This window comes from Desulfonatronum sp. SC1, assembly GCF_003046795.1.
Lineage (GTDB): Bacteria > Desulfobacterota > Desulfovibrionia > Desulfovibrionales > Desulfonatronaceae > Desulfonatronum.
Genome location: NZ_PZKN01000028.1, coordinates 1 through 22701 on the forward strand (window position 1 = coordinate 1; position 22701 = coordinate 22701).

The following is a 22701-nucleotide window of genomic DNA, read 5'->3' on the forward strand; positions in this document are numbered from 1 at the left end:
ACAATGCAGCAGATGCGCACACTCCATTCATGTCTTTGTTGGAATGCCGGGGCACGAAAAGCGACCCGCAAGCTTGAGGAACCAAGCGACGCCCAGGCCCAGATACTGAAGGCCATGGGCTACGGAGTGAGCAGTGGGGTCTTACAGGAATTGGCGACTTAACACACCGAAATCACTTGCGTTTTCAAAAAAAATGACGTTCAATCTGTTAAACTCCTGACATACAAAGACGGGGCTATAGCGGGGCCAAAGCCTTCTTAACGCAAAAAGGGGTTAAGCTTTGTAAGCTTAACCCCTTGATCTTGCTGGTCGGGATGAGAGGATTTGAACCTCCGACCCCCTGAACTCTGCCTATGAGACCTTCCTGTAAAAAATTGATATTATTATCTTCATTTTTTCCAGCACCACATCAAAACGACCATTTTGTCTCATTCACAGACATTCCCGTAGTGGCAACGAAAACGGGCGGGTGTCGCCTCGACCCACTGTTTTTTGTCGGCTCATTGGGCTGTTGCGAATGGAAGAGCCTGGAGGGATACAACAATTTGGCTAAGACCACCTCGACCTAGAAATTCTCTTCCCTGTTGAACGGGGCTTGAGTCAACGTGTCAGGCAATATCAAAAATTTCTGCGTATTTTGATAGAAATGCAGACTGAAACGGGAACAGAGCAACAACGGAATCAAGAGCAACAGCGTAAGATCAAAGATCTTGCACACGCTACGTTCTTCATGGCGACGGCGACGCATGGGTTGACCTAATTGCCAATAGCTGCAATAAACGCGAGAATTTTTTCAAGACTGCCGAAAATCGAAATGAGGCAGAAGAACATTTCTGACAGATAAGAAATTTCGTGCCAATTCTTTCTTCCATTTATCACCACCCGCCGCTGAGTTCAGCCCAACGCTCGTCCGGCTGGTTCAATCCCTTGCTGTGGAATCCTCTGCCGCCTTCTTGCAGACATGGTTCACCAGTTTCGCCCGCTTTTGCCGCTTATCCGGTGTCAGCGGGCTTTTTTTATCCCGGGCTCCGGCAGACCGGGCGTTGTTTGAAGTAATCCCTGGCCCTGCAACATTCTCTTGCCCGGCATGATACGACACAACAAAGCGAGGTGCGCACATGAAAAAATATCTTTTCCTTGTTACCACGGCACTGCTATTCCTTGCCCTGAGCACCGCGGCAATGGCCCAAATCACGATAGTACCGGCAGAAGGTGACCGCACCGAAGGCAGTTATCCTGAAGCTGTCCCGGACATGCCTACGTTTTCGCCACGCTCCGGACCGCCCGCGACTCTGACGGTAGGAAACGGCTGCACCTACGCGACGATTGCCAGCGCTATTGCTGCGGCCAACCCCGGTGACACGCTGATGCTTGAAGGCACACGCACATTTACTGAGAATATCACTATCCTAAAAGATCTGACACTTCAGGGCGGCTACAGCGGCTGCGTCAGCGGTTCCTCCGCCAGAACCACCATTAAAGCCGACGATGCAAAGAGTGTGGTAGATATACGCAACAGCGCGGTGACGTTACGCAACCTGCACATTACCGGCGGCAATGCCATCGGTGGCGGGGTGGATATTGATTCAGGGTCCGCGTTAAGCAGCCAGGCTACGTTGGACAATGTCCGCATCGCCGGCAACACGGGAAGCTGGGGAGCCGGGCTTTACGTCGGATCAAGATCCATCGTGACCCTGATCAACGGCACACGTATCGAGTACAACACTGCAACGTTTGGCGGCGGCGGCGCCCGGGTTTGGGGCAGGCTGGTGGTGAACAGTGTGTCCGGCGGCATCACCCATAACACTGCGCCCAACGGCGGCGGGGTCTCTGTACCGGGCGGCGTACTGGAAATGCGTCCGGGGCATGTCGGAAACAATCAGGCCACTGCTGCCGAGGGACGCGGCGGCGGAATCCACGTCCTTGATGGCGGTGAGATCATTCTGACTCATTCGTCCAATGTTTACCAGAACAGTGCCTCTCTCGGAGGCGGGATATTCGCTGAAAACAGCAAGGTGACATTGAACAACAGCCAGGTGCTTTATAACACAGCGACCTTTAACGGAGGTGGCATCAATTTGTCGGAGCCCAGCGTCCTCGATGTTCTGAACCATTCCGTCATTGCCGGTAACCACGCCCTTGGCAATGCCGGCCTTAACGGCAATGGAGGAGGAATCATGGCTTATGGAACGAACACCATCAACATCTCCGATACTAGGCTGCGTGAAAACATTGCCGGCGATTTTGGAAAAGGAGGAGCGATACACCAGAACAATGGGACCCTGACTATAGCCTATTCCTATCTGCATCATAACAGTGCCTATTACGGTGGCGCGATCTATCAGACAGGTGTCAGTGCTTCAGCCAATGTTTCTAATTGTTTAATACATCACAACACAGTGATCCATCCTTTAGGAGCAGGGATTCGCAGGCAGAATGGAGATTTTACAATATCCCACACGACCCTGGCCGACAATGTCGGCGGTGCCGGATTTTCCGGGGTTGCCACTTCAGCCACCAACAGCATCGCCTGGGGAAATGGTGGAAATCTAGGATTTGTCAGTTCACCAGTTCACGCCAGTTGCAACATTGATAATAGCGGAAATGCCGGGGCCAATTCTGATCCCCTCTTTGTATCCCCCGGTGCCGGCCAGGATTACCATCTGCAGGCAGGCTCTCCTGCGATTGACGCCTGCTCCTCTGGCCTCTCATCTGACCTGGACAATCTGCCGCGTCCAATTGGTAGCAGATATGACATGGGCCCCTATGAATTATATTATGAACATACCGTGGGAGCAGGGATTGCTCCCCCTGGGGGCGGCACAGTAACCGGGACAGGCTCTCACATGGCCGGCTCGACCGTTACATTGAATGCATCGGCAAATCCAGGATATGTCTTTGTCAACTGGACCGAAGGCAACCAAGTCGTTTCCTGTAGCGCCAGTTATTCTTTCAGGCTAATGTCAGACCGCACCCTGCGGGCCAATTTCAGTCAGGTGCAGAGTCAGTACACCATCACGGGGGCCGCCAGCCCCGCGAACTATGGAAGCGTAGCCGGCTCTGGCCCATACAACAACGGGGCATACGTAACCATGACAGCTCAGCCCAACCAGGGCTTTGCCCTGTCCAATTGGATCGAAACCTGGCCCGGGCTGACGGGGCACTGCGTGGTCTCAACGGATGAGCAGTATTCCTTCACGGCCATCAGAAACCGCAACCTTACGGCCAATGTCCGGCCCAAGACTCTGCCGGGGGTGCTGATGCTGCTTCTGGACGAGTAGCCCGGCAATTGAACGATTAAAATCGCTGCGGAATAAATTATCGTGCTTTATTTTTCGCCTTCTGAAACGACCCCAAAAAAAACTCCAAGCCTGCGACATGCCGTCGTGAAGGGCCGTAGTCATTATGCCTTCTCCGATGTCCACAGGGAGTTCACATAGGCCATCATGAGCGATGATTATCGCACCTCTTGCCCGTACGTGCGCAAACCCGGGGTAACAATCTATCGTTTCCGCCCTGCTAAGCTTGATGGGCTGGCAATAATATGGGGAACTTCAGCTCACTTGTACCCAACTTTTTAAGGAATACGCATGCTCCGTAGAATCATTCCCCCTCTTCTATCACTGATGCTCCTGCTGTGTGTCTCGGGGTATGCCGAAGAGGAACGCATTCGCGCGCTCTGGCCTTCGGCTACACCGCGGCAAATGACCGGGGACTCCCAAACGCTTGAAGCGACGGATAAGCCCTACATTATCAGGGTCGGGACGGTTGTTCTTGCCGTGAGTGTTTTTCTACCCCCGGCGGAAGTGAGTGGGAAACAGGCTGCTGCGGCCGCGTCCTTCCGGGATGTCGCGCTGTCCGTGGCGTTTTTTTCGGACAAGGAATACACGGTTGGCATTGATTCCGATACCCGTCACGGACCTGACGCCATGACCCTGGGCGGTCGTACGGAAGACCTGGATCTGTCCACGTTCACGATGACCGTGACCAGGGACAGTTACCTGATTACGTTCCAGGACCTGGACACGGCGACGCTGTACCGGGTGGTGGGCAATACCGGAACAGGTTTGGGCGCGGTCACGGAAATCGACCTGACCAAAACGCCGCCAATTGAATATCTGCCTCCGCTCATCCCGACTCCGTAGGGCATTTCCTCCATTCTTATGGATAGCACGACCACGGAAGAACACCGCAAGCCAGGCAGACATTGGGATCTGACCTTGCTAGAGACGAGTCTCCGTTTTGACATCAGGAGAAGGACGTCAATGAATCAACCAGTTCTTAATCATCCCGAACGAAGGCGTCGTTTCCAGAAAAAAATGAACCAGATAGAAGGAGATCTGGTTAAATTCAGTCGATATCACCCGTTAAGAGCCGGACTGGCAGGCCTGTTCCTGCTGTTCGTATTGCTCACACTTATCCCAAGCCTGGCTCGGGCCACGATCATCGACATCCTGCTGGTCTACGACACTTCAGCAACGACCTGGGTGTCCGCCAACGGCGGCATGGAGGCTTTTTCTCTTGATGCGGTCAGCCGGATGAACCAAGCCATGCAGAACAGCGATGTGGATGCGACTTTTCGCTTGGTCCATGCCATGTCCGCGAGCTATACGACGACTTCCTCCCTGTCCACTGACCTGAGCAACCTTCAACAGGGCAGTGGCAATCTGGCAGCTGTGCATACGGCCCGAAACGAGTACGGAGCGGACCTCGTGGCCATGCTTGTGGATACCGGCTCCGCTTACGGGTCTGTAGGTATCGGCTATCTGTTGACCGCCTGGTCAGGTCAGCCCAGCTCTGCCTTCACGGTCAACGCCATTCGCTCCGTGGCCCAGAGTCACACCCTGACTCACGAAGTGGGCCACAACATGGGAGCTCACCACTCCAAGCACCAGACGGCCAGTCCGGGACCAAACCAGTGGCTTGACAATCAATACTCTGCCGGTTGGTACTTCACCGGGACGAACAGTGTGAAATACCATACGATCATGGCTTATAATTTTGATGGCCACGGGAACTTTTACCAGTCGGCTCCCTTGTTTTCCACGCCATTGAAGACTTGGCAGGGCACGGTTGCCGGGCATGCTGCGGACGGGGATAATGCCCGTATCTTGCGAGAAACAAAGGACGTTATTGCTAACTACCGTCCTTCCGTGCCAACAACTACAAGTCTTTCCGTAAACTCTTCCGGCGCAACCTCTGTTTCGATTACCAGCAACCCACCCAGCTACGGCGGCACGACCAGCTACACTAAAACGAATATCACCAGCGGCACGTCTATCACCTTGACCGCGCCAGCAACCAGCGAGAGTATGAGCTTTTCATCCTGGACAGGATGCGATTCCACGAACCAGTCCGCCCGGACCTGCACGGTCAACATGACGGGCAACAAGACGGTGACGGCGAATTATAGTACTGATAATACCAGAATCATCCGCCTTACCGGCGACATGACTTTTGGCAACGTGACCGTTAATCAGAGCACCACGCGAACCCTAACAATTCACAACGACGGCAATTCATCTCTCACTGTCAATTCCATCAGTTACCCCATTGGCTTCAGCGGGGCCTGGAGCGGGTCCATTCCGGCTGGCGGCTCCAGCAACGTGACCGTGACCTTCAGTCCTGCCACGGCCCAGGTCTATTCCGGAACGATCACCGTCAATTCCGACAGGACCAGCGGAACACACACCACGGCCTGTTCTGGGACGGGAGTGCAACCGCCTGCCAACTTGGGCACATGCCTTGACAACACAAGCCTGATCTGGACAACCGGCGGCAACGCCAACTGGAGCTGTCAGTCTTCCGTAGCCCATCATGGCGGCAGCGCCGCCCAAAGCGGGTCTATTAGCCACAACCAGCAAACCTGGTTAGAAACCACTGTCACCGGGCCTGGAACACTTCGATTCCACTGGCGTGTATCTTCGGAAGCCAACTACGACTGGTTGAGTTTTTATCTTGGCAGTACACGGCAAGACCGAATCAGCGGCACGGTGAATTGGCAAGAGAAGTCCTACGATATCCCTTCGGGAACCCATACTTTGAAATGGGAGTATTCCAAGGACGGGAGCTTGGATAGTGGGACAGACGCAGGTTGGGTTGATTACGTTAGCTACAGCACATTACAGTATATTGTTTCAGCAACGACTGGGTCTGGCGGAACCGTCTCTCCAACTTCACGAAATGTAGGTAACGGCTCCACAACCACCTTCACCGTAACCCCGCAAACCGGCTATTCCCACGGCACGGTGGGCGGCACCTGCCCGGTTGGCTCCTTCAGCGGTAATACCTACACCACTGGGACGATCACTTCTAACTGCTCCGTCAGCTTCAGCTTTACGCAGTCAGAAGGCAGGCCAATAGTTTTGCCAGGAGTGCTGATGCTGTTGCTTGATGATGAGTAGATTGCATTGATGATTTGCTGAAAAAAAGAAACAGCCTGTTCGGGGCAATCCGGGAGGGCTACTATTTTGCTAGAATCATTCTCAAAAAGGAAAGTTTTTGAGAATGATAAATAGAAAAAACGTGATTGACGGTGAACAGTGGCTTGAAAGCTTCTCAAAAACCATTATCGAAACTAATTCGTCGAACCCGGCTTTAAGTCGGCTTGGCAAAGCGTCTGCCGGGAATTGGGTTTGACCAACTTCCACTTCCACGACAACCGGCACACCTTCTGCTCGAATATCCTTATGGCGGGTGGTACGCTCAAGCACGCTAAAGAGATGATCGGTCACAAGACGCTTCGCATGACGGACCGTTACTCCCATCTGGAAGCAGGCGGCGAAAACCCCATGCAAGCCGCCCTGGCGGAACACTACGGGAAGACTTCTTAAACCCTTTCAGGAAAGACTTGCCTTTTTCGGAATAGCGGACACATTGCTGACACAAACCTAAAAAAAGCTTTTTCAAACAAAAAAAGGGTTTCGGCAATCTACCGAAACCCTTTGAAATTCTGGTCGGGATGAGAGGATTTGAACCTCCGACCCCCTGAACCCCATTCAGGTGCGCTCCCAGTCTGCGCTACATCCCGTCAAAAAAGAATTCTTTACGCCATTCATCCTCCGGCTGTCAATCAGCCCTGGCGCAAAAATGCGGTTCTCTCGAAACCGAGTCGTCAGCCTTTGAGGCAGGCCAGGGGCGCGAGGCGGGCGACTTTGGCGGTCAGGCCGGCCTGGGCCGTGGCTTCGACCACCTGGTGGATGTCCTTGTAGGCCGCGGGTGCTTCCTCGGCCAGGCCCTTGAGGTGGTTGGACTGGATCAGGATGCCCTGGGAGGCCAGAGCATCCAGAACGTCCCGGCCTTTGGCCAGCTTCAGGGCCTGGGAGCGGCTCAGGGCCCGGCCCGCGCCGTGACAGGTGGAGGCGAAGGTAGCCCGGCTGGTTTCCTGGCCGACCAGGATATAGGATGCCGTGCCCATGCTCCCGCCCACCAGCACGGGTTGGCCGATGGTCCGAAACGTAGGCGGGACTTGGGGATCGCCGGGGCCAAAGGCTCGGGTGGCGCCCTTACGGTGCACGAACAAGGTTTTCGTGGCCGTCTGGACCGGATGGCGCTCCTTGCGGCAGGTGTTGTGGTTGATCTCGAACAGCGTGCGCAAGGCGGCCTGGGGAAGAATCCGGGCAAAGGCATCCCGGATCTGATGGACGATCACCTGGCGGTTGGCCATGGCGTAGTTGGCGCCGCAGGCCATGGCCGAGAAATATCGCTCGCCCTCCGGGGAGCGGATCGGGGCGGAGACCAGCTCTTTCTCCGGCACGGGGATGCCGTATTTGCGGGCCGCCTGACCCAGGACATGGATGAAGTCCGTGCCGATCTGGTGCCCCAGCCCCCGGGAGCCGCAATGCACGGAGAGCAAAACGTCGCCCGAGGCCACGCCCAGGACCCGGGCCGCATTCGGCTCCAACACCTCCTCCACGACCTGGATTTCCAGGTAGTGATTGCCGGACCCCAGGGTGCCGAGCTGACGCTTTTCGCGTTGACGGGCTACGGCGGAGACCTGGTCCGGGTCCGCGCCGGGCATGGTCCCGCCGTCTTCCAGTCGCTCCAACTCCCCCTGTTCTCCGTATCCCCGGCTCACCGCCCACCGGACCCCTTGAGTCAACACCCGGTCCACCTCGCGGGCCGTGAGGGACATATTGCCCCCCTTGCCCACCCCCGCGGGAACCAGAAGCTGCAGCGCATGCAGCAACGCCTCCAGGTGCGGCAGGATCTCTTCCCGGTGCATGCCCGTGTGCAGAACCCGGACCCCGCAAGCGATGTCGTAGCCCACTCCCCCCATGCAGATAACCCCGTCCCGGTCCGGGTCGAAAGCCGCCACTCCGCCGATGGGAAAGCCGAACCCGCTGTGGGCGTCCGGCATGGCCAGGGCCGCCTCGACGATGCCGGGCAGGGCGGCCACATTGGTCAGTTGCCGGGCCACGGCCTCGTCCATGTCCGCGACCAGGGCGCGATCTCCGACAATCCGGGCCGGAACGCGCATCGCCCCGCTTCGCGGCAGCTCCCACACCCAGGGGGAAATCCGGGTCAATGACTTGAGGTCCATCGGGTTACCTGAGTCTTGAGGAAGTACATTGCCGACAGTCTGTTCAAAAACCTGGGCCTGTCACCCCTTGCGCTTGAACAGCTTCTCCAGCTCATTAACCCCCAGACGGACGGTAATAGGGCGTCCATGAGGGCAAAAAGCGCGGTCCATGCAGTTCAGCCAGGCGTCCAGCAGGTGCAACGCTTCGGAGCGATCCAACTCCTGACCGGCGGTAATGGCGCTTTTGCAGGCCATCAGGGACCAGATCGGGTCCAGCTTGCGGGAGAGGGACCGGGCCGGGTCCGTCTCCGGATCCGATTTTTGTGCTTGGTCCGGGTCGTGGCCCAAATCAAGGTCAGCGGGTTGCTCGTTGAGCAGATCCAGAAGAAATTCCTTGGCCGCGCCGGTGGCCAAATGTTCGGGTAGACCGCGAACAAGCAATAGGCCGGGCCGGGGATTCTCCAGGCGGAACCCGATTTCCGGCAAGGTCGTCCAGAGCTGTTCCAGGGCTTCCTGCTGAGCCGGGTGCAGGGACAGTTCCAAGGGGATCAGCAGATCACGGGGCAGCGGACGGGCGGAATGGCGCAAACGCTGAAACAGAATCCGTTCGTGGGCCGCGTGCTGGTCCACCAGAAGCAATCCTTCGGCGGTGGCCAGGACCAGATAGGTGTTCAGCACCTGCCCCAGGTACTGAACGCCGGCTGAATCAGGACCGGACGGCCCAAGTGGTTGCGGGGAGTGGCCGACGGAGGAGGGCCGGATCATCGGCTCGATCGCTTCCGCGCGGTCCCGGGGCGCTTCCACCGTCCCGACCGGGCCTGAAAGAGGCAGCGAGTCCGTAGGGAAAAGCCGTTGGTATTCGCGGAGGGTGGAAAATTTGGGGCGGCTCTGCGCACTCGGGTCTTCCGAGTAGACGACATTGCTGGTCGGAGAGCCTCCTGAGGAGAAAGCGGCTCCTGGGTTACTTGGGAGACCGTTTGGGGATTGGCCGAAGGCCCGATCCACGGGGCGATCCGCGGAGACCTCGTCTTCAGGCGGTTCGGTGGCGGCAGGGGCCACGGAGAACGTCTTGGGTTCGGCACGCTCCAGGGCCTGGGCCACCGCGGCGCGGACCAGGGAGAAGATGGCCTTCTGGTCGCGGAACCGGACCTCGGACTTGGCCGGATGGACGTTGACGTCCACCTCCTCCGGCGGAATTTCCAGGAACAAGGCCGTCTGGGGGTACTCCCGGGACAGCAGCCGCCCCTGGTAGGCGTCCCGGACCGCGCGCAGCAGGAGCTTGTCCTGCACCGGACGCAGGTTGACGTACAGCAGCATCCGGTCCGCCTGACCCTGGGCCGTACCCGGCGAGCCGACCATACCGCGCAGGCGCTGTCCGTCGCGGACCAGGTCCACTTCCAGCAGCGCGTCCGTGACAGCGGGCGGCCAGATCGCGGCCAGGCGTCGCCGCAGGTCCCCGGTGGGCGGCAGGTTCAAGGCCGTTCGACCGCCCACCGTGTATTCGAAATGCACGCCGAGATGGGCCAGGGCCAGTCTGCAGAAAACGTCCTGGCAGCGCTTGCCCTCGGTGGTGGTGGTCTTGAGGAATTTCAGTCTGGCCGGGACATTGACGAACAGATCCCGGACCTCCACCCGGGTGCCCGCGGGTAAGGCGGCGGGACCGTTTCCGACGACGCGCCCGGCGTCCACATCGATGAACGTAGCCGTTTCCGCCCCTCGAGCCAGGGAGGCCAGACGCAAGCGCGAGACCGAGGCGATGCTGGGCAGGGCCTCGCCCCGAAATCCGAAGCTGTTTAGAGAGAACAGGTCTTCGCTGCTGAGAATCTTGCTGGTGGCATGCCGGGTCACGGCCAGTTCCAGTTGGTCCGGTGCGATGCCGAACCCGTCGTCCTGGACCTGGATCAGTCCCTGGCCGCCGCGGTCCACCATGACCTGAATCCGCGTCGCGCCGGCATCCAGACTGTTTTCCAGAAGTTCCTTGAGCACGCTGGCAGGACGCTCCACCACTTCGCCGGCGGCGATCTGGTTTTGCAGTTCCGGGGGCAGGATGCGGATGGAGGGGTTGTGATCAGGCATATGTCGGCGTGGCGCGTGGCTGGTCCGCGTTGTTCTTGTGGTTCATCGGATTCAAACAGAACATTCCAGGTCGCGCAGAAATTCGCGGGCCGCCCGGGCTCCGGCTTCGGCACAAGCCGGACCCTTAAAAAAATCCAGCAACCGAAAGTCACGCAACTCCGGCTGAATCAGAAAGTCGGGCGGTTCCTTTTCCAGGCGCATCAGGTTCACGGTTCGCTGCATAATGTACATGCTGTGGATCAGCACGGAAATCAGGCCGGGCTTGCGGCCCGCGGCGATGAGATCGGCCGAGCACCCTCCGGTTTCGAGAACATGGGCGTTGAGGTCCACGGCCACCACCACATCGGCCCCCATCCCGCGGCAAAGGTTGACCGGCAGAGGGTTGATCAGTCCCCCGTCCAACAGAAGCCGGTCTCCGATCTTGCCCGGAGTGAACATGCCCGGCAAGGCGATGCTGGCCCGCACCGCCGGGATGATCGGGCCGGAGGTGACGACCACTTCCTCACCGGTGACTGCGTCCGTAGCGTTGACGGCCAGTGGCGGGTCGCATTCCTCCAGATTCTCGACGCGCAGGAAGCCGGCCAGAAACTCCAGGATTTTGTCCCCGTCCATCAGCCCGCACTTCATCAAAACGGGATCGACCATGCGCAGCAGGTCCAGCCGTTGCAGCGTCAGGGCCCGGTCCACGAAGCGCGGCCAATCCCCTCCGGCATAGACCGCGCCGATAAACGCGCCGATGCTTGAGCCGGCAAGACAAGCCGGACGCAACCCGGCCCGGCTCAACTCCTGAAGAAATCCGATGTGGGCGAATCCTCGGGCCGCTCCTCCGCCCAAGACGAGCCCCAGGCCCGCGGAACGCAATTCGTCCAAGGCACGAGGGACACGAGGGACGCGTGAGTTGCGCGGGCAGGTGGAAGTGGTGTCTCCGGTCATGAAACGTTGCCTGTCGAGACGATGATAAATATTGTGCGGGATGAAGAATTTTTGTCAACGAACCCGAGAACCCAGGCCCGGTTTCCACGTTTGCTGGCTTTGGAAAGCGAAACTCTACTGATCTCGTTTTTCAACGATAGTTGGCGAAAGGCTTGTCGCCCTCCTCAGCTTTCCATTTCCACCACGTCCCCCACTCGGACGATCCCTCCAGTCAGAATCCGGATAAAAATACCTTCTTTTGGCATCACGCAATCTCCGGCCTGGTGAAAAATAGCGCATCGGGTGTGACATTCCTTGCCGATCTGGGTGACCACGCCCACGGCTTGTGAACCGATGCGCAGCTTCGTGCCCAGAGGCAGGCTGGGGAGGTCGATACCTTCAGTGGTCAGATTCTCGGCGAAGTCTCCGGGACCGACCTTGAGTCCGGCGGCCTGCATCTTTTGAATGCTTTCCATGGCCAACAGGCTGACCTGGCGATGCCACGGCCCGGCGTGGGCGTCGCCTTGCAAGCCATGTTCGGCCACGAGTTCGCCGTGATCAATGTTCTTCTTTCGTTGGCCCTTTTTGGCGCTGGTACAGACCGCGATGATTTTCCCCATGACTTGATTTCCTCCGGTGTCGTTATCGGGATTCGAAGCTCAGGCGGAAGTCGGATGGCTCTCCGTCGAGATGGAGGCCTTGTGTTCCGTCCTGTGTAATACCTGACCGTCATAGTCCAATAAAATCAATTCCACGTCCACCGATGCTCGCCCCCAGAGACTCCCCCCGAGACTCCCTTTGGGACGGCTCCAGACACGGCAGTGACCAAGAGCCCTGACCAGAACTTCCCACGTCGCGACGGCGAAACGATCCGTCCCGCGCAAAATGTCCAGGGCTTCCCTGGCCGTATTGGCTCGGACGATTTTCTCGATTGCGTCCCGTTCTACGCCCGAGTCCGCCGCCAGATCAGCCAGGCCAGGCAGATTCACGGCAAAGAGCCGGGCATGGGTTTGCGGTCGGCCTTGGGCCATTTTGACCAGCTTGCCCCAGAAGCCCCCCCAGATCACCTTGCGCATCCCGCGTCGAGCCGCCTGGCGCATGGCAAAGCCGGGATGGTCCCCGGCCTGGATGAACGCGGCCCTGGGAAGGCGCGGCAAGACGGTTTCCAGAAAGCGTTGCCCTCTCCCTCCGGTACTCAGAGCCACGGTATCCAAGCCCTCTGCCCGGGCCACGTCCAGGCATTGGATGATCGTCTCTTTCCACGCCGCATGGCTGAAGGCCTTCACCGTTCCTCGGGTTCCGAGAATGGAAATCCCGCCGACTATGCCCAGCCTGGGGTTCAGGGTCCTGGTCGCCAGTTCCTCTCCCCGAGGGACTTCCACCAGCACGTGAACCCTGACGACGCATCCAAGCTGCTCCAGGGTTTCCAGCAAAGCCCGCCGGATCTGTCGCAGCGGCCCCGGATTGATGGCCGCGCGGCCCACGGGCACGGGCAATCCAGGTCTGGTGACCGTTCCCACCCCTTTTCCTCCCCGGACCACGACCTCGGGCCGTGGCCACGGCTCCAGATGCACCCGCGCCGAAATGGCCGCGTCATGGGTGGCGTCCGGGTCGTCTCCGGCCTGCTTGCGCACCGTGACCCGGACCATACGCTCATCGGCCGGCGATGCTTCCACTTCCAGACTTTCCAGCCGGACCACCAGCCGAACATGCCCCTCTGGACAGGGAATATCGACGCGCTTCGGCCTTACGCCGCGCACCAGAAACAACACTCCGGCCTTGGCCGCGGCCGTGGCTGAAGACCCGGTGGTGAAACCGATTCGCACCTTGCCGCGTCGACTCATAGCGCGGTGCAATGTAATGGGAGATAGTTATTCTGGACGGCTGCAACCATTGCGGTCCTCAATCCGACACCCCTCGGTCACGCTCTTGGTCTCGGTTTTGGCTAAGGCCATCCCGGCCAGAGCATTCAGGGCCGCGGCGGCCAAGGCCGAACCGCCTTTGCGGCCGCGAATCAGGATGAAGGGAGCCCTTTCGAATTCCAGCAAAGCCTGTTTGGACTCCACGGCCTGGACGAACCCCACCGGCATGCCGATGACCAGGGCCGGAGTCACGGCTTCACCTTGCATCAGCTCCAGAAGGCGGAGCAGGGCCGTGGGCGCATTGCCCACCACCCAGATGGCCTCTTGGAACCGCGCTGCCGCCACGTCCACCGCGGCGGCGGCGCGGGTGGAGCCGACAAGCCGGGATCGCTCCAGGGTTTCAGGTTCGCTGATCAGGCAATGAACCTCGCACCCGAGGGGAGCGTACAGCCTTGGAGACAGACCGGCCTGAGCCATGCGGGTGTCCGTGATCACCGGGTGACCTCGAAGCAATGCTTCCAGCCCGCCCGCCACGGCCCGGGGATGAAACCGGACCAGATCCAGGAGTTCGAAATCCGCGCTGGCGTGGATCATCCGCCGGACCACCGGCCACTGGGCGTCATCAAAGGGCCTCGGAGGCGGAACCTCGGCGTCGATGATCCGCATGGACTCGTTCTCGATATCCAGCCCGGCGGCATTCAGGGGGATCGGCTCCAACTCGGTCATGATCAGATCCTTTGGTTGCGGTTGGCCGCATAGCGCTCGCAGGCCCTCGTGAACGCGGCGGCGGCCGGTGGATGGGAGCCGAAATGCAGGTGGACGTATGAGGCCGTCACATTGCCGCGTCGAAAACCGGCCAGGCTCTCACGACCCCGACGATCCGCGACCCGAAAGGCCGGTTCGCGGGCGCTTTCCGAAATCTCCTCCAGGCCGGAATAATGAAACTCATGGCCGCGCAGCACGGTCCCGGCTGGTCCGAGCACGCCCTCGTCCAGCAGTTCCACCTTTCTGTAGCCCAAGGCCTGGAACCGGGAATACATCCTGGCCCGGCCCGGAAAAAAGCCGACCATGGGGAAACGCTCCCCGTCCACACCCTCAAGTTCGGATAGCAGGTACATCATGCCCCCGCATTCGGCATAAACGGGCATCCCGTCCTGGGCGGCCGCCCAAATCGCCTCGCGCAAGGCCCGGTTAGCGGCCAGCCCGGCCGAATAGAGTTCTGGATAGCCGCCTCCCAGGTACAATCCGGCCACGCCTTCCGGCAGCCGTTCGTCCCCGAGAGGAGAAAAAAAGGCGAGCCGCGCCCCGGCCCGCTCCAGCAAACGGAAATTTTCCTGATAATAGAAGCAAAAGGCCGGATCCCTGGCCACTCCGATGGTTATCCCAGGGGCCACTCCGGAGTGGCCCCTGGATGACGACACCGACTCCGTCGCCCGGCCTGCTGAAGCGAGGCTCGCAAGGACCGGCTGCGCGCTGATTTGCCGGATCCGCTCCAAATCCAACCCTTGTTCGGCCCATGCGGCCAGGGCTCCCCTGCGTTGAGCGTCCCAGAACGAGCCCTGCTCCTGATCTTCGTTGTCAGGGGGCGATGTTCTTTCCGACATGTTCGCGGAGAATAATTCGGGCGACTTTTCCGCCGGGCACCGGCCCAAATCCCCGGCCAAATACAGCCCAAGATGTCGGGATGGCAGAATCAGATCCGATCTCCGGGGCAAAAAACCCAGGCAGGGCAGGTCGGGCACATAAGCGGCCATGGCTTCGCGGAGCAAGGCTTCATGGCTTGGCCCGCCCACCTGGGTGAAGATCACTCCGGCCAATCGCAGTTCCGGATCAAAGTCCCTAAAACCGCGCACCAGAGCCGCGGCGGAGCGGCCCTGGGACCGGGCGTCCACCACAAGAATCACGGGCAAGCCCAGCCACTTGGCCATCTGGGCCGTGGAACCGCTCTCCTCTGAACCGGATGCCCCGTCGAACAGGCCCATCACCCCTTCCATCAGGCAGATGTCCGCGTCCAGCGCGTACCGATGAAACAGCTCCAGAGCCATGTCCCGGCTCAGTATCCAGCCATCCAGATTATGAACGAAACGGCCGCTGACCGCGGCCAGATGCGTGGGATCAATGAAGTCCGGCCCGACCTTGAATCCCTGGACCCGCAGGCCTCGGTCTCGGAAAGCAGCCGCCAGCCCCAGGGTGGCCAGGGTTTTGCCGCAGCCGCTTCGGGTTCCGGCCACCACCAGCCCGAATATCCGACCATCCGACATGATGCCTCTGTCAGCCTGGCGAACGCTTCGAGTATGTTTCATGAGGCCATGATCCGTGACCGTTGGAGGTTGAAGAAATCCAGGCTGAAACCGGGACTCCCATCTTCAACTTACGATTTTCAACCTTTTCCAGCCCCTTTGTCCAGCAAGGCGAACAGCCCGGCAAAGCTGTCGTCCAGAGTTTGACGTTCGTCCACATGCTGGCGCAGATAACTCTGGATCGGTCCGATGCGCTGCAGGGCCATGTCAATTTCCTGACTGCTGCCCTTGGCATAGGCTCCGATGTTCACCATGTCCTCCACTTTCTTGAACGTGGCCAGGTGGCGGATCACCTCCCGCCCAGCCCGGAGGATTTCCGGTGGGGTGACTTCAGCGCGCAGCCGACTGACGCTCTTGAGCACGTCGATGGCCGGGTAATGGCCCTGATCGGCCAGCTCCCGGGTGAGCACGATGTGGCCGTCCAGGATGGAACGGACCGCGTCGGCCACGGGTTCGGAAAAATCGTCGCCCTCCACCAGCACGGTGTAGATCCCGGTGATGCTGCCCTGTTCGCTGTTGCCGGCCCGCTCCAGAAGCCGGGGCAGCATGGCGAACACAGTGGGTGTGTAGCCCCTGGTGGTGGGCGGCTCTCCGGCGGCCAGCCCCACTTCCCGGGCGGCCATGGCGAACCGAGTTACGGAATCCATCATCAGGATCACGTCCTGGCCCTTGTCCCGGAAATACTCGGCCACGGCCGTGGCCGCGAAGGCGGCCCGCATGCGGACCAGTGGTCCCTGTTCCGAGGTGGCCACGATCAGCACAGAGCGGGCCAAGCCCTCCGGACCTAAATCTTTTTCCATAAAGTCGAGAACTTCCCGGCCCCTCTCGCCCACCAGAGCGATCACGTTCACGTCCGCCTGGGTATACCTTGCGATCATGCCCATCATGGTGCTTTTGCCCACCCCGGAGCCGGCCATGATCCCCACCCGCTGTCCCTTGCCCAGGGTCAACAGACCGTTGATGGCCCGGACGCCGGTGTCCAGCGGGGCGTGAATCCGAGGACGCTTCAGGGGATTGAGCGGTTCGGCGTGCAAGGGGTAATACTGGGACGGTTTCAGCACGGGGCCCGAATCCAAGGGCTGACCGAAGGCGTCCAGGACCCGACCCAGCATCCGCTTGCCCACGGGGAACAAAGGGGGGGTGTTGGAATTCTGAATCAGGTTGCCGGGCCGGATGCCCCGCATTTCTCCGTAGGGCATGAACAGCACGGAACCGTTGCGAAAACCGACCACCTCGGCGGGAATGCCTTCAGGGTCGTCATCGGAAAGCAAGCGGCAGTAGGATCCCAGGGAAGCCTTCATGCCCCGGCCTTCCACCAGCAGTCCGACGACTTTGGAAACCTTGCCGAAGGTCCGGGCTGGGTCCGTCTCCCGCAGCACGTTGACGCAACTTTGCGGACACAGCCCCATCAGCCGTTTTCCTCCAGTGTCAGTTGGTCCACGATTTCCCGCAAACCGGCTTTGCGCGAGGCGATGGTGTTGTCCACCATCCCGTGGTCGCACTCCAGAATCAGCCCTCCTGGTTCGATTTGCGGATCGTCCTTGACTTTCCAGCCCGTCAGACGGCCGTCCTCCGTTCTCCCCAAGGCCAGCAGGTCTTCGATCAACCCTCGATCCCGTGGATGGACGGCAATGACCACCTTGCGCTTGGCGTCGATCATGTCCACGGCCTGATCCAGCAGGTTGGCCAGGCTTTCCCGGCGATGAACGTCCAACTCCACGGCGATGGCCTTTTCCACCATGACCTGCAAGAGCATCACCAAGTCGCTGCGGTAGGTCCGCCAGACTTCCTGGCCTTGTTCCTCTATGGAACGCACCACCGCGGCGCATTGCTCGGCCGCCTGCTCCAGAACTAGGTTCATCTTGGCTTCGCCCTGGGCTTGGCCCTCGCGGAAGCCTTCGTCGCGGGCCTTGGCTTTGATCCCTTCCGCCTCGGTCATGGCCTGGGTCAAAATCTCCTTAGCCATGCCTTGGGCCTTGCCCCGAACCCGGGTCAGATACTCTTCTTCGGCCTCCATGTTCCAGGCGGCCTGTTGACCGCCGCCCAGGGTCAACTCGGACAGCCCCACGGACCGGCGGGGGCCGAGAACAATTTTCCCTCCAGATCGAATGCCGTCAGGACTAGAGGAGGACATCGCCGCCTCCCTTGCTCGTGATGATGATCCGGCCTTCGACCTCCAGCCGGCGAACCACCTTGACCACGTTCATCTGGGCCGTCTCCACCTCGGAAAGCTTGACCGGCCCCATGATTTCCAGATCTTCCTTGATCATGGTGGCCGCACGTTCGGACAGGTTGGAGTAGAATTTTGCCTGCAGTTCCTCGCTGGCCCCCTTCAGGGCCAGGGTCAGTTCGTCGTTGCTGACCTCCTTGAGCAACTCCCGAATGCCACGGTCGTCCAGGGTTTTGATGTCCTCAAACACGAACATGAGCTGTCGGATTTCCTCGGCCAACTGGGTGGATTCCTCCTCGATGTCCGCCAGCACTTCCTCTTCCGTGGCCCGCTCCACGGCGTTGAGGATCTCGGCCACCGACGGCACTCCGCCGACCTTCCGACCTTCCCGCCCTCCCATGGCGATCAATTGTCGATCCAGCACCTTGCCCACGTCCTCCAACATGTCCGCGGGCACGGCTTCCAGGCGGGCCAAGCGAATCAGCACTTCGGCCCGGGCCCCGGCGGGCATGTTCTGGAGCAGACCGGCGGCCTGCTCCGAATCCAGATGGCCCAGAATCAAAGCCAGGGTCTGAGGATGTTCGTTGCGCAGAATCTGGGCCAATAACTTCGGGCTGATGCTTTCCAGGGCCTTGAACGGCCCCGGACCGGCGTCCAGGTCCAAGGAGTCCAGCACGTACTTGGCCGTTTCGCTGTCCAAGCCCTGGAGCATCTTGCGCACCCGGTCCGGGCTGCCGACCAGCATGTTTTCACCCAGAGCCAAAAGCTGGTTGAATTCCTCAAGCACCTCCTCGACCATCTCCTTGGGTACCGAGTCCATCTCCACCATGGCTTTACTCACACGGATGATTTCCCGGCGATCCAAGTGCTTGAACACGTCCACGGCGTACTTGTCGCCCATGGCCAACAGCAAAATGGCCGTCTTCTGGGTACCGGATATTTTATCTGCCACTTCAGGCGTTCTCCTCTTTCAGCCAGATCTTCAGAACATGAATGCTCTGTTCCATGTTCTTTCGGAATAACTCCGCGGTGGCCTGTTTCAACTCCTCCAGGCGGCGCTGGGCCAACATGGCTTCGGACTCCTGTTTGTCCGGGGATTCCAGGGCCATGGCCCCTTCTCCTTCCAGTTCGTCCATCGCTCCTTCGTCCTGTTCGGCCACGCGTGGCCTGATCATGGCCATCACCACCGGGCGGACCACCAGAAGCAGGAAGAGCAGGATCAACAGGAAATTCAGAATCGGTTTGCCGAACTGTCGACCGTAGTCCAGGATAACGTCGGCCAAGCTCGGCGTCGGAATCAGCTCCGGACCGCCAAAGGATATACTGGAAACCTCCACGCTGTCTCCCCGTGCCCCGTCGAAACCGATGGCATTGCGGACCAACTGTTCGATCCGTTGCAGTTCCTCGGCGCTGCGCGGCACGAAAACATGCCCTTGGTCGTCGCCCCCCGGCTGATACGTTCCATCGACGATAACCGCCACGCTCAATCGCTGCAACTCGCCCAGAGGCATGATGATCTGCTGTTCTTCGCGATTGATTTCAAAATTGGTCGTGGACTGGGAACGGGCGCTTTCCTGGTAGGTGCCCTGCCCGGCGAAGCCGTCCCCCTGGAACTGCGGCTCGGGAACTCCGGCTTCCAGGTTGGATTGTCCAGTGCTGGTTTCGTCGCTTTTTTGTTCGCTGCGGACCACGGCGCTGTCAGGGTCGAACATCTCCCTGACGATGGTCCGCCGACTGAAATCCAATTCCGTGTTCACCTTGGCGATGACCTGGCCATGGCCGAATAGCGGGATCAACATTTGGCTGATGCGCCGCTCCAGACTTTGCTCCAGTTGCAGCTTGTACTCCAATTGCGTGCTCGTCATCCCTTCCATGGTGTCCGAGGGCTTGGGCTGATACAGTATTTGCCCGCTTGTATCGGATACCGTGATGTAATCCGGAGTCAACCCTTCCACCGAGGATGTGACCAAATTGACAATGCTCTGGACCTGGCGGCCATCCAGCCTGGCGCCTTGCCTCATGGCCAGAATCACGGCCGCGGACGGCGGGCTCTGCTCCTCGATGAACAAACTCCGGTGTGGGATGACCAAGTGAATCCGGGCGCTTTCCACCTCCGGAAATTCAGAAATAGTCCTGGACAGTTCGCCCTGCAGGGCCCGCTGGTAGTTGATGCGCTGGATGAAGTCGGTCTGACCGAGCTTGACGTCGTCGAACAGCTCAAAACCCAACCCCGGTCCGCGTAGCGCGCCTTCCCCGGCGACACGCAGCCGCAGTTCATGAACCCGATCCACCGGGACCAGAATGGTCTGGCCGTTATCCGCCAGCCTGTACGGCTCCTTGCCGGCCTGCAAAATGTTGCTTACCCGGCTGGCGTCCTCCGGAGTCAGGCGGTCGTACAGCACGGCGTAATCCGGTCGCCCGATCCAGTACATGAGCAGGAAGAAAATCAAAACCATGGTCGCCGCCAATCCGCCGACCATAATACGTTGAGAAACGCTGGAATCGTTCCAGATCTGAAGGACCTTGGCTTTCAAATTATCCAGAAAAGGAGGCATGGCTGGCTCCGGTTTTTTTCGGGTTCAGGGGTTAAGGGGTTCAGGGGTTCAGGGTTCAGAAGTTCAGTGGTTTAAAGGTTCAGTGCCTTATACAACCATGAACCATTGAACCTCTAGAATGGCATCCGCAACACTTCTTTATAAGCTTCCATGATCTTGTTGCGCACGGCGGAGGTCATGCTCATGGACAAGCTGGCTTTCTGCATGGAAATCATCAACTCGTGCACGTTCTGATTCTCTCCGGAGGCAAAGGACTGGATCAGTCCGATGGACTCCTGACGCAGGCTGTTTACCTCGACCAGCGAGCCCTTCAATGTGTCGGTGAAAGACCGAATCTCTTCATGTGGCTTGATGGTCTCGGGCCGCGCCATTTGCGCGGCTTGATTGTAAGCCTTCATGGCGATGGGGGAAATTGACATGGCGCTCTCCGTGGATACGTATTAGCGAAATGAAGGTTATCGGCCCAGTTCCAGGGCCTTGTTGAACATGGCCTTGGCCGATGAGATCGTGGCCGCATTGGCTTCGTAGGTCCGCAAGGCGGTCATCATATTGGCCATCTCCTCGACCACGTTGATATCCGGTAAGCTGACGTAGCCCTGCCCGTCCGCGTCCGGGTGCCCGGGATCGTAGACCCGTCTCAGGGGTCGCTGGTCCGTGACCACGCCGGAAACCTTCACGCCTTTGACTTCCCGCTCCAGTTCGGAACGCATGGCCTTGGTAAAGGGGGAGTCCAGGGGCGTGGCCTGAAAGACGACGCTTTTGCGACGATACGGTCCGCCTTCCGGGGTCCGTGTCGTATTCACGTTGGCCAGATTCATGGAAATGATATTCAGGTGCGTCCGTTCGGCGCTCAGGCCCGACGCTCCGATCTCCAAGGCGGTCATGAAGTCCATTATCTGCCTCCCTCGGTAATGACGGTTTTCAGTCCCTCGAAATTCTTCTGCAGCGTGGTGATAAGGGTGTTGTAGAGCAACGTGTTTTTGGCCATGGTGGTCATTTCCTTGTCCAGGTCCACGGCGTCCTCGCCCTGCACCACCCGTGGTTTGAGGTCCTTGATGAAGTCCGCGGAAAACTTTCGGGCGTCGAACTCCGCCGGTAAATGGTCGGGGCTGGTCCGGGTCATCTTGCCCCGGGCGTCCAATCCCAAAGCCCGTTGAAGATCATCCTCGAACTCCAGGCTCCGGGCCTTGTATCCGGGGGTCTTGATGTTCGCCAGGTTCCCCGCGACGACATTTTGACGTTCCAGACGCATGTCCAGAACCTTTCCCTGAAGATGAATATGAGACCCAAACAGACTTTTCATGATTCGATTCCTCCTGTCATCTCAGGCTGTTCGCGCAATGCACAGCCTGAAAGCAAACGCCATGGACACGATTGGTTGTCATTGGGATTAGCAACTCCCGTTCCAACAGTGCACAATCCAAATCATGCCGGAGCGGCAAGGATTGCAGCAAATGGTTGGCATGAAGGATGCAACGCCTTTGAAACAAGGACGGACGTCGGAAGTTGACGTCGACACGGATCAAAACAACTCAGAGGAGAGACCATCATGACCAGCCATCTCGACTACGAAATCAACAAGGAACTCGGGGAATGCTATCTGTTCATGGGCGAACTGGACAAGGCCGAACAATATTATGAGAAGGCCGCCAACTCCAACGGAACTCATCCGGATCCTTACTTGGGTCTGGCCACTGTAGCGGTGCAGCGCGGGGACCTGGACAATGCTCTCAGCCTGTACCGTCGGGCCTCGGAAATTGAAGCCAGCGACAAGTCCCTGGCCGGCATGGCCCTGGTGGAAATGGAAACCGGCGCAACGGACAGCGCCTTTGCGCACTTCTCTCAGGCCCTGGAACACAACCCGGAAAACCTGGTGGCCCTCTACGGCCTCGTTCAGGCCGGCCATGGACTGGATCGCCTGGACGCGATCATCGCTCCCCTGGAAAACTTTCTGGAACTCAACCCGGACAAGGCCGAAATCCGGTTCACCCTGGCCGGCATCCTGGTCAAGCTGGGCCAGGTGGGCCACGCCCGAGAACAATTGGAACGAGCCCTGGAAAGCGACCCCACATATGATCCGGCCAAGGAACTCCTGATGGAACTGGCCCAGTAGACTGCCCCGCATCCCGTGGTTTCTCCTCCGTCTTGACCGCGGTCGTCCGGGCCGGGAACGGTTCCCGGTCCGGACGACTCGGCCAGAGGTATGGAAGACGTCACTGCTCCAAAAGGTCGGGCATAACCTGAAAGCTCCAGAGTCTAGGTTCCCGCCCGCGCGGGAATGACTTGAAGCGGCATGCTGTTTCAA

The 22701-nt window shown here is 59.3% G+C and carries 19 protein-coding genes and 1 tRNA gene; 5 read left to right on the forward strand and 15 right to left on the reverse strand.

Annotated features, from left to right (window positions below; genetic code table 11):
• The first annotated feature begins 1118 nt into the window (after nucleotides 1-1118).
• The 4 genes from C6366_RS14090 to C6366_RS14105 all read left to right on the forward strand — a co-directional run bounded on the left by C6366_RS14090 (nucleotide 1119) and on the right by C6366_RS14105 (nucleotide 6833).
• On the forward strand, nucleotides 1119-3281 hold the full coding sequence (locus C6366_RS14090) for a choice-of-anchor Q domain-containing protein (RefSeq protein WP_107738980.1): 2163 nt from the start codon (nucleotides 1119-1121) through the stop codon (nucleotides 3279-3281).
• 309 nt (nucleotides 3282-3590) lie between these two features.
• Entirely contained in the window at nucleotides 3591-4145 is a 555-nt protein-coding gene (locus C6366_RS14095) for a hypothetical protein (protein WP_107738983.1), read from the forward strand.
• Nucleotides 4146-4265: 120 nt separating this feature from the next.
• The gene (locus C6366_RS14100) at nucleotides 4266-6404 is read left to right on the forward strand and encodes a M12 family metallo-peptidase (protein WP_158269795.1); all 2139 of its coding nucleotides are present in this window, start codon (nucleotides 4266-4268) and stop codon (nucleotides 6402-6404) included.
• 231 nt (nucleotides 6405-6635) lie between these two features.
• The gene (locus C6366_RS14105; protein WP_233248505.1) at nucleotides 6636-6833 is read left to right on the forward strand and encodes a tyrosine-type recombinase/integrase; all 198 of its coding nucleotides are present in this window, start codon (nucleotides 6636-6638) and stop codon (nucleotides 6831-6833) included.
• Nucleotides 6834-6953: 120 nt separating this feature from the next.
• Here the strand turns inward: C6366_RS14105 and C6366_RS14110 are convergent.
• The 15 genes from C6366_RS14110 to flgB form a co-directional block, all read right to left on the reverse strand.
• Nucleotides 6954-7030, reverse strand: a tRNA-Pro gene (locus tag C6366_RS14110).
• Between the two features lie 84 nt (nucleotides 7031-7114).
• Nucleotides 7115-8542, reverse strand: a complete 1428-nt coding sequence (locus C6366_RS14115; protein WP_107738989.1) for an RtcB family protein — start codon at nucleotides 8540-8542, stop codon at nucleotides 7115-7117.
• A gap of 60 nt (nucleotides 8543-8602) precedes the next feature.
• Nucleotides 8603-10597, reverse strand: a complete 1995-nt coding sequence (mutL, locus tag C6366_RS14120; protein ID WP_107738991.1) for a DNA mismatch repair endonuclease MutL — start codon at nucleotides 10595-10597, stop codon at nucleotides 8603-8605.
• Nucleotides 10598-10648: 51 nt separating this feature from the next.
• A complete protein-coding gene (locus tag C6366_RS14125; RefSeq protein ID WP_107738993.1) occupies nucleotides 10649-11530 on the reverse strand; it encodes a patatin-like phospholipase family protein in 882 nt (293 codons plus the stop codon).
• A gap of 164 nt (nucleotides 11531-11694) precedes the next feature.
• Entirely contained in the window at nucleotides 11695-12129 is a 435-nt protein-coding gene (locus C6366_RS14130) for an MOSC domain-containing protein (RefSeq protein WP_107738995.1), read from the reverse strand.
• Between the two features lie 39 nt (nucleotides 12130-12168).
• Nucleotides 12169-13335, reverse strand: a complete 1167-nt coding sequence (gene cbiD / locus C6366_RS14135) for a cobalt-precorrin-5B (C(1))-methyltransferase CbiD (RefSeq protein ID WP_158269796.1) — start codon at nucleotides 13333-13335, stop codon at nucleotides 12169-12171.
• Nucleotides 13336-13380: 45 nt separating this feature from the next.
• On the reverse strand, nucleotides 13381-14097 hold the full coding sequence (locus C6366_RS14140) for a precorrin-8X methylmutase (protein WP_107738999.1): 717 nt from the start codon (nucleotides 14095-14097) through the stop codon (nucleotides 13381-13383).
• Between the two features lie 2 nt (nucleotides 14098-14099).
• Nucleotides 14100-15674 carry a cobyrinic acid a,c-diamide synthase gene (locus C6366_RS14145; RefSeq protein WP_233248506.1) on the reverse strand — a complete coding sequence of 525 codons (1575 nt, stop codon included), beginning with the start codon at nucleotides 15672-15674 and terminating at the stop codon, nucleotides 14100-14102.
• A 77-nt stretch (nucleotides 15675-15751) separates the two neighbouring features.
• Nucleotides 15752-17080, reverse strand: coding sequence for a FliI/YscN family ATPase (locus tag C6366_RS14150; protein WP_107739001.1), 1329 nt, complete (start codon nucleotides 17078-17080; stop codon nucleotides 15752-15754).
• Complete coding sequence (locus C6366_RS14155; protein WP_107739003.1) at nucleotides 17080-17805, reverse strand: FliH/SctL family protein; 726 nt, start codon at nucleotides 17803-17805, stop codon at nucleotides 17080-17082. Before C6366_RS14155 ends, C6366_RS14150 begins: the two co-directional genes overlap by 1 nt.
• Entirely contained in the window at nucleotides 17792-18793 is a 1002-nt protein-coding gene (gene fliG / locus C6366_RS14160) for a flagellar motor switch protein FliG (RefSeq protein WP_107739005.1), read from the reverse strand. Before fliG ends, C6366_RS14155 begins: the two co-directional genes overlap by 14 nt.
• 1 nt (nucleotide 18794) lies before the next feature.
• Entirely contained in the window at nucleotides 18795-20396 is a 1602-nt protein-coding gene (fliF, locus tag C6366_RS14165) for a flagellar basal-body MS-ring/collar protein FliF (protein ID WP_107739007.1), read from the reverse strand.
• Between the two features lie 113 nt (nucleotides 20397-20509).
• Nucleotides 20510-20815: a flagellar hook-basal body complex protein FliE gene (gene fliE / locus C6366_RS14170; protein WP_107739009.1), complete on the reverse strand. Its 306-nt coding sequence runs from the start codon at nucleotides 20813-20815 to the stop codon at nucleotides 20510-20512.
• A gap of 36 nt (nucleotides 20816-20851) precedes the next feature.
• Complete coding sequence (gene flgC, locus C6366_RS14175; RefSeq protein WP_107739011.1) at nucleotides 20852-21289, reverse strand: flagellar basal body rod protein FlgC; 438 nt, start codon at nucleotides 21287-21289, stop codon at nucleotides 20852-20854.
• Nucleotides 21289-21699, reverse strand: coding sequence for a flagellar basal body rod protein FlgB (gene flgB / locus C6366_RS14180; RefSeq protein ID WP_107739013.1), 411 nt, complete (start codon nucleotides 21697-21699; stop codon nucleotides 21289-21291). The genes flgC and flgB overlap by 1 nt, the downstream gene beginning before the upstream one ends.
• A 246-nt stretch (nucleotides 21700-21945) precedes the next feature.
• Between flgB and C6366_RS14185 the strand changes: the two genes are divergently transcribed.
• Nucleotides 21946-22509, forward strand: coding sequence for a lipopolysaccharide assembly protein LapB (locus C6366_RS14185; protein WP_107739015.1), 564 nt, complete (start codon nucleotides 21946-21948; stop codon nucleotides 22507-22509).
• The last annotated feature ends 192 nt before the right edge of the window (nucleotides 22510-22701 follow it).

What these genes read in the sequence shown, in the direction of transcription:
- C6366_RS14150 (WP_107739001.1), bottom strand. Translation starts at nt 17,080, where the DNA reads ATGGGGCTGTGTCCGCAAAGTTGCGTCAACGTGCTGCGGGAGACGGAC.
- C6366_RS14090 (WP_107738980.1), top strand. Translation starts at nt 1,119, where the DNA reads ATGAAAAAATATCTTTTCCTTGTTACCACGGCACTGCTATTCCTTGCC.
- fliF (WP_107739007.1), bottom strand. Translation starts at nt 20,396, where the DNA reads ATGCCTCCTTTTCTGGATAATTTGAAAGCCAAGGTCCTTCAGATCTGG.
- flgB (WP_107739013.1), bottom strand. Translation starts at nt 21,699, where the DNA reads ATGAAAAGTCTGTTTGGGTCTCATATTCATCTTCAGGGAAAGGTTCTG.
- C6366_RS14155 (WP_107739003.1), bottom strand. Translation starts at nt 17,805, where the DNA reads ATGTCCTCCTCTAGTCCTGACGGCATTCGATCTGGAGGGAAAATTGTT.
- C6366_RS14145 (WP_233248506.1), bottom strand. Translation starts at nt 15,674, where the DNA reads ATGAAACATACTCGAAGCGTTCGCCAGGCTGACAGAGGCATCATGTCG.
- mutL (WP_107738991.1), bottom strand. Translation starts at nt 10,597, where the DNA reads ATGCCTGATCACAACCCCTCCATCCGCATCCTGCCCCCGGAACTGCAA.
- C6366_RS14125 (WP_107738993.1), bottom strand. Translation starts at nt 11,530, where the DNA reads ATGACCGGAGACACCACTTCCACCTGCCCGCGCAACTCACGCGTCCCT.
- fliE (WP_107739009.1), bottom strand. Translation starts at nt 20,815, where the DNA reads ATGTCAATTTCCCCCATCGCCATGAAGGCTTACAATCAAGCCGCGCAA.
- C6366_RS14115 (WP_107738989.1), bottom strand. Translation starts at nt 8,542, where the DNA reads ATGGACCTCAAGTCATTGACCCGGATTTCCCCCTGGGTGTGGGAGCTG.
- C6366_RS14100 (WP_158269795.1), top strand. Translation starts at nt 4,266, where the DNA reads ATGAATCAACCAGTTCTTAATCATCCCGAACGAAGGCGTCGTTTCCAG.
- C6366_RS14095 (WP_107738983.1), top strand. Translation starts at nt 3,591, where the DNA reads ATGCTCCGTAGAATCATTCCCCCTCTTCTATCACTGATGCTCCTGCTG.
- flgC (WP_107739011.1), bottom strand. Translation starts at nt 21,289, where the DNA reads ATGGACTTCATGACCGCCTTGGAGATCGGAGCGTCGGGCCTGAGCGCC.
- C6366_RS14185 (WP_107739015.1), top strand. Translation starts at nt 21,946, where the DNA reads ATGACCAGCCATCTCGACTACGAAATCAACAAGGAACTCGGGGAATGC.
- C6366_RS14140 (WP_107738999.1), bottom strand. Translation starts at nt 14,097, where the DNA reads ATGACCGAGTTGGAGCCGATCCCCCTGAATGCCGCCGGGCTGGATATC.
- C6366_RS14130 (WP_107738995.1), bottom strand. Translation starts at nt 12,129, where the DNA reads ATGGGGAAAATCATCGCGGTCTGTACCAGCGCCAAAAAGGGCCAACGA.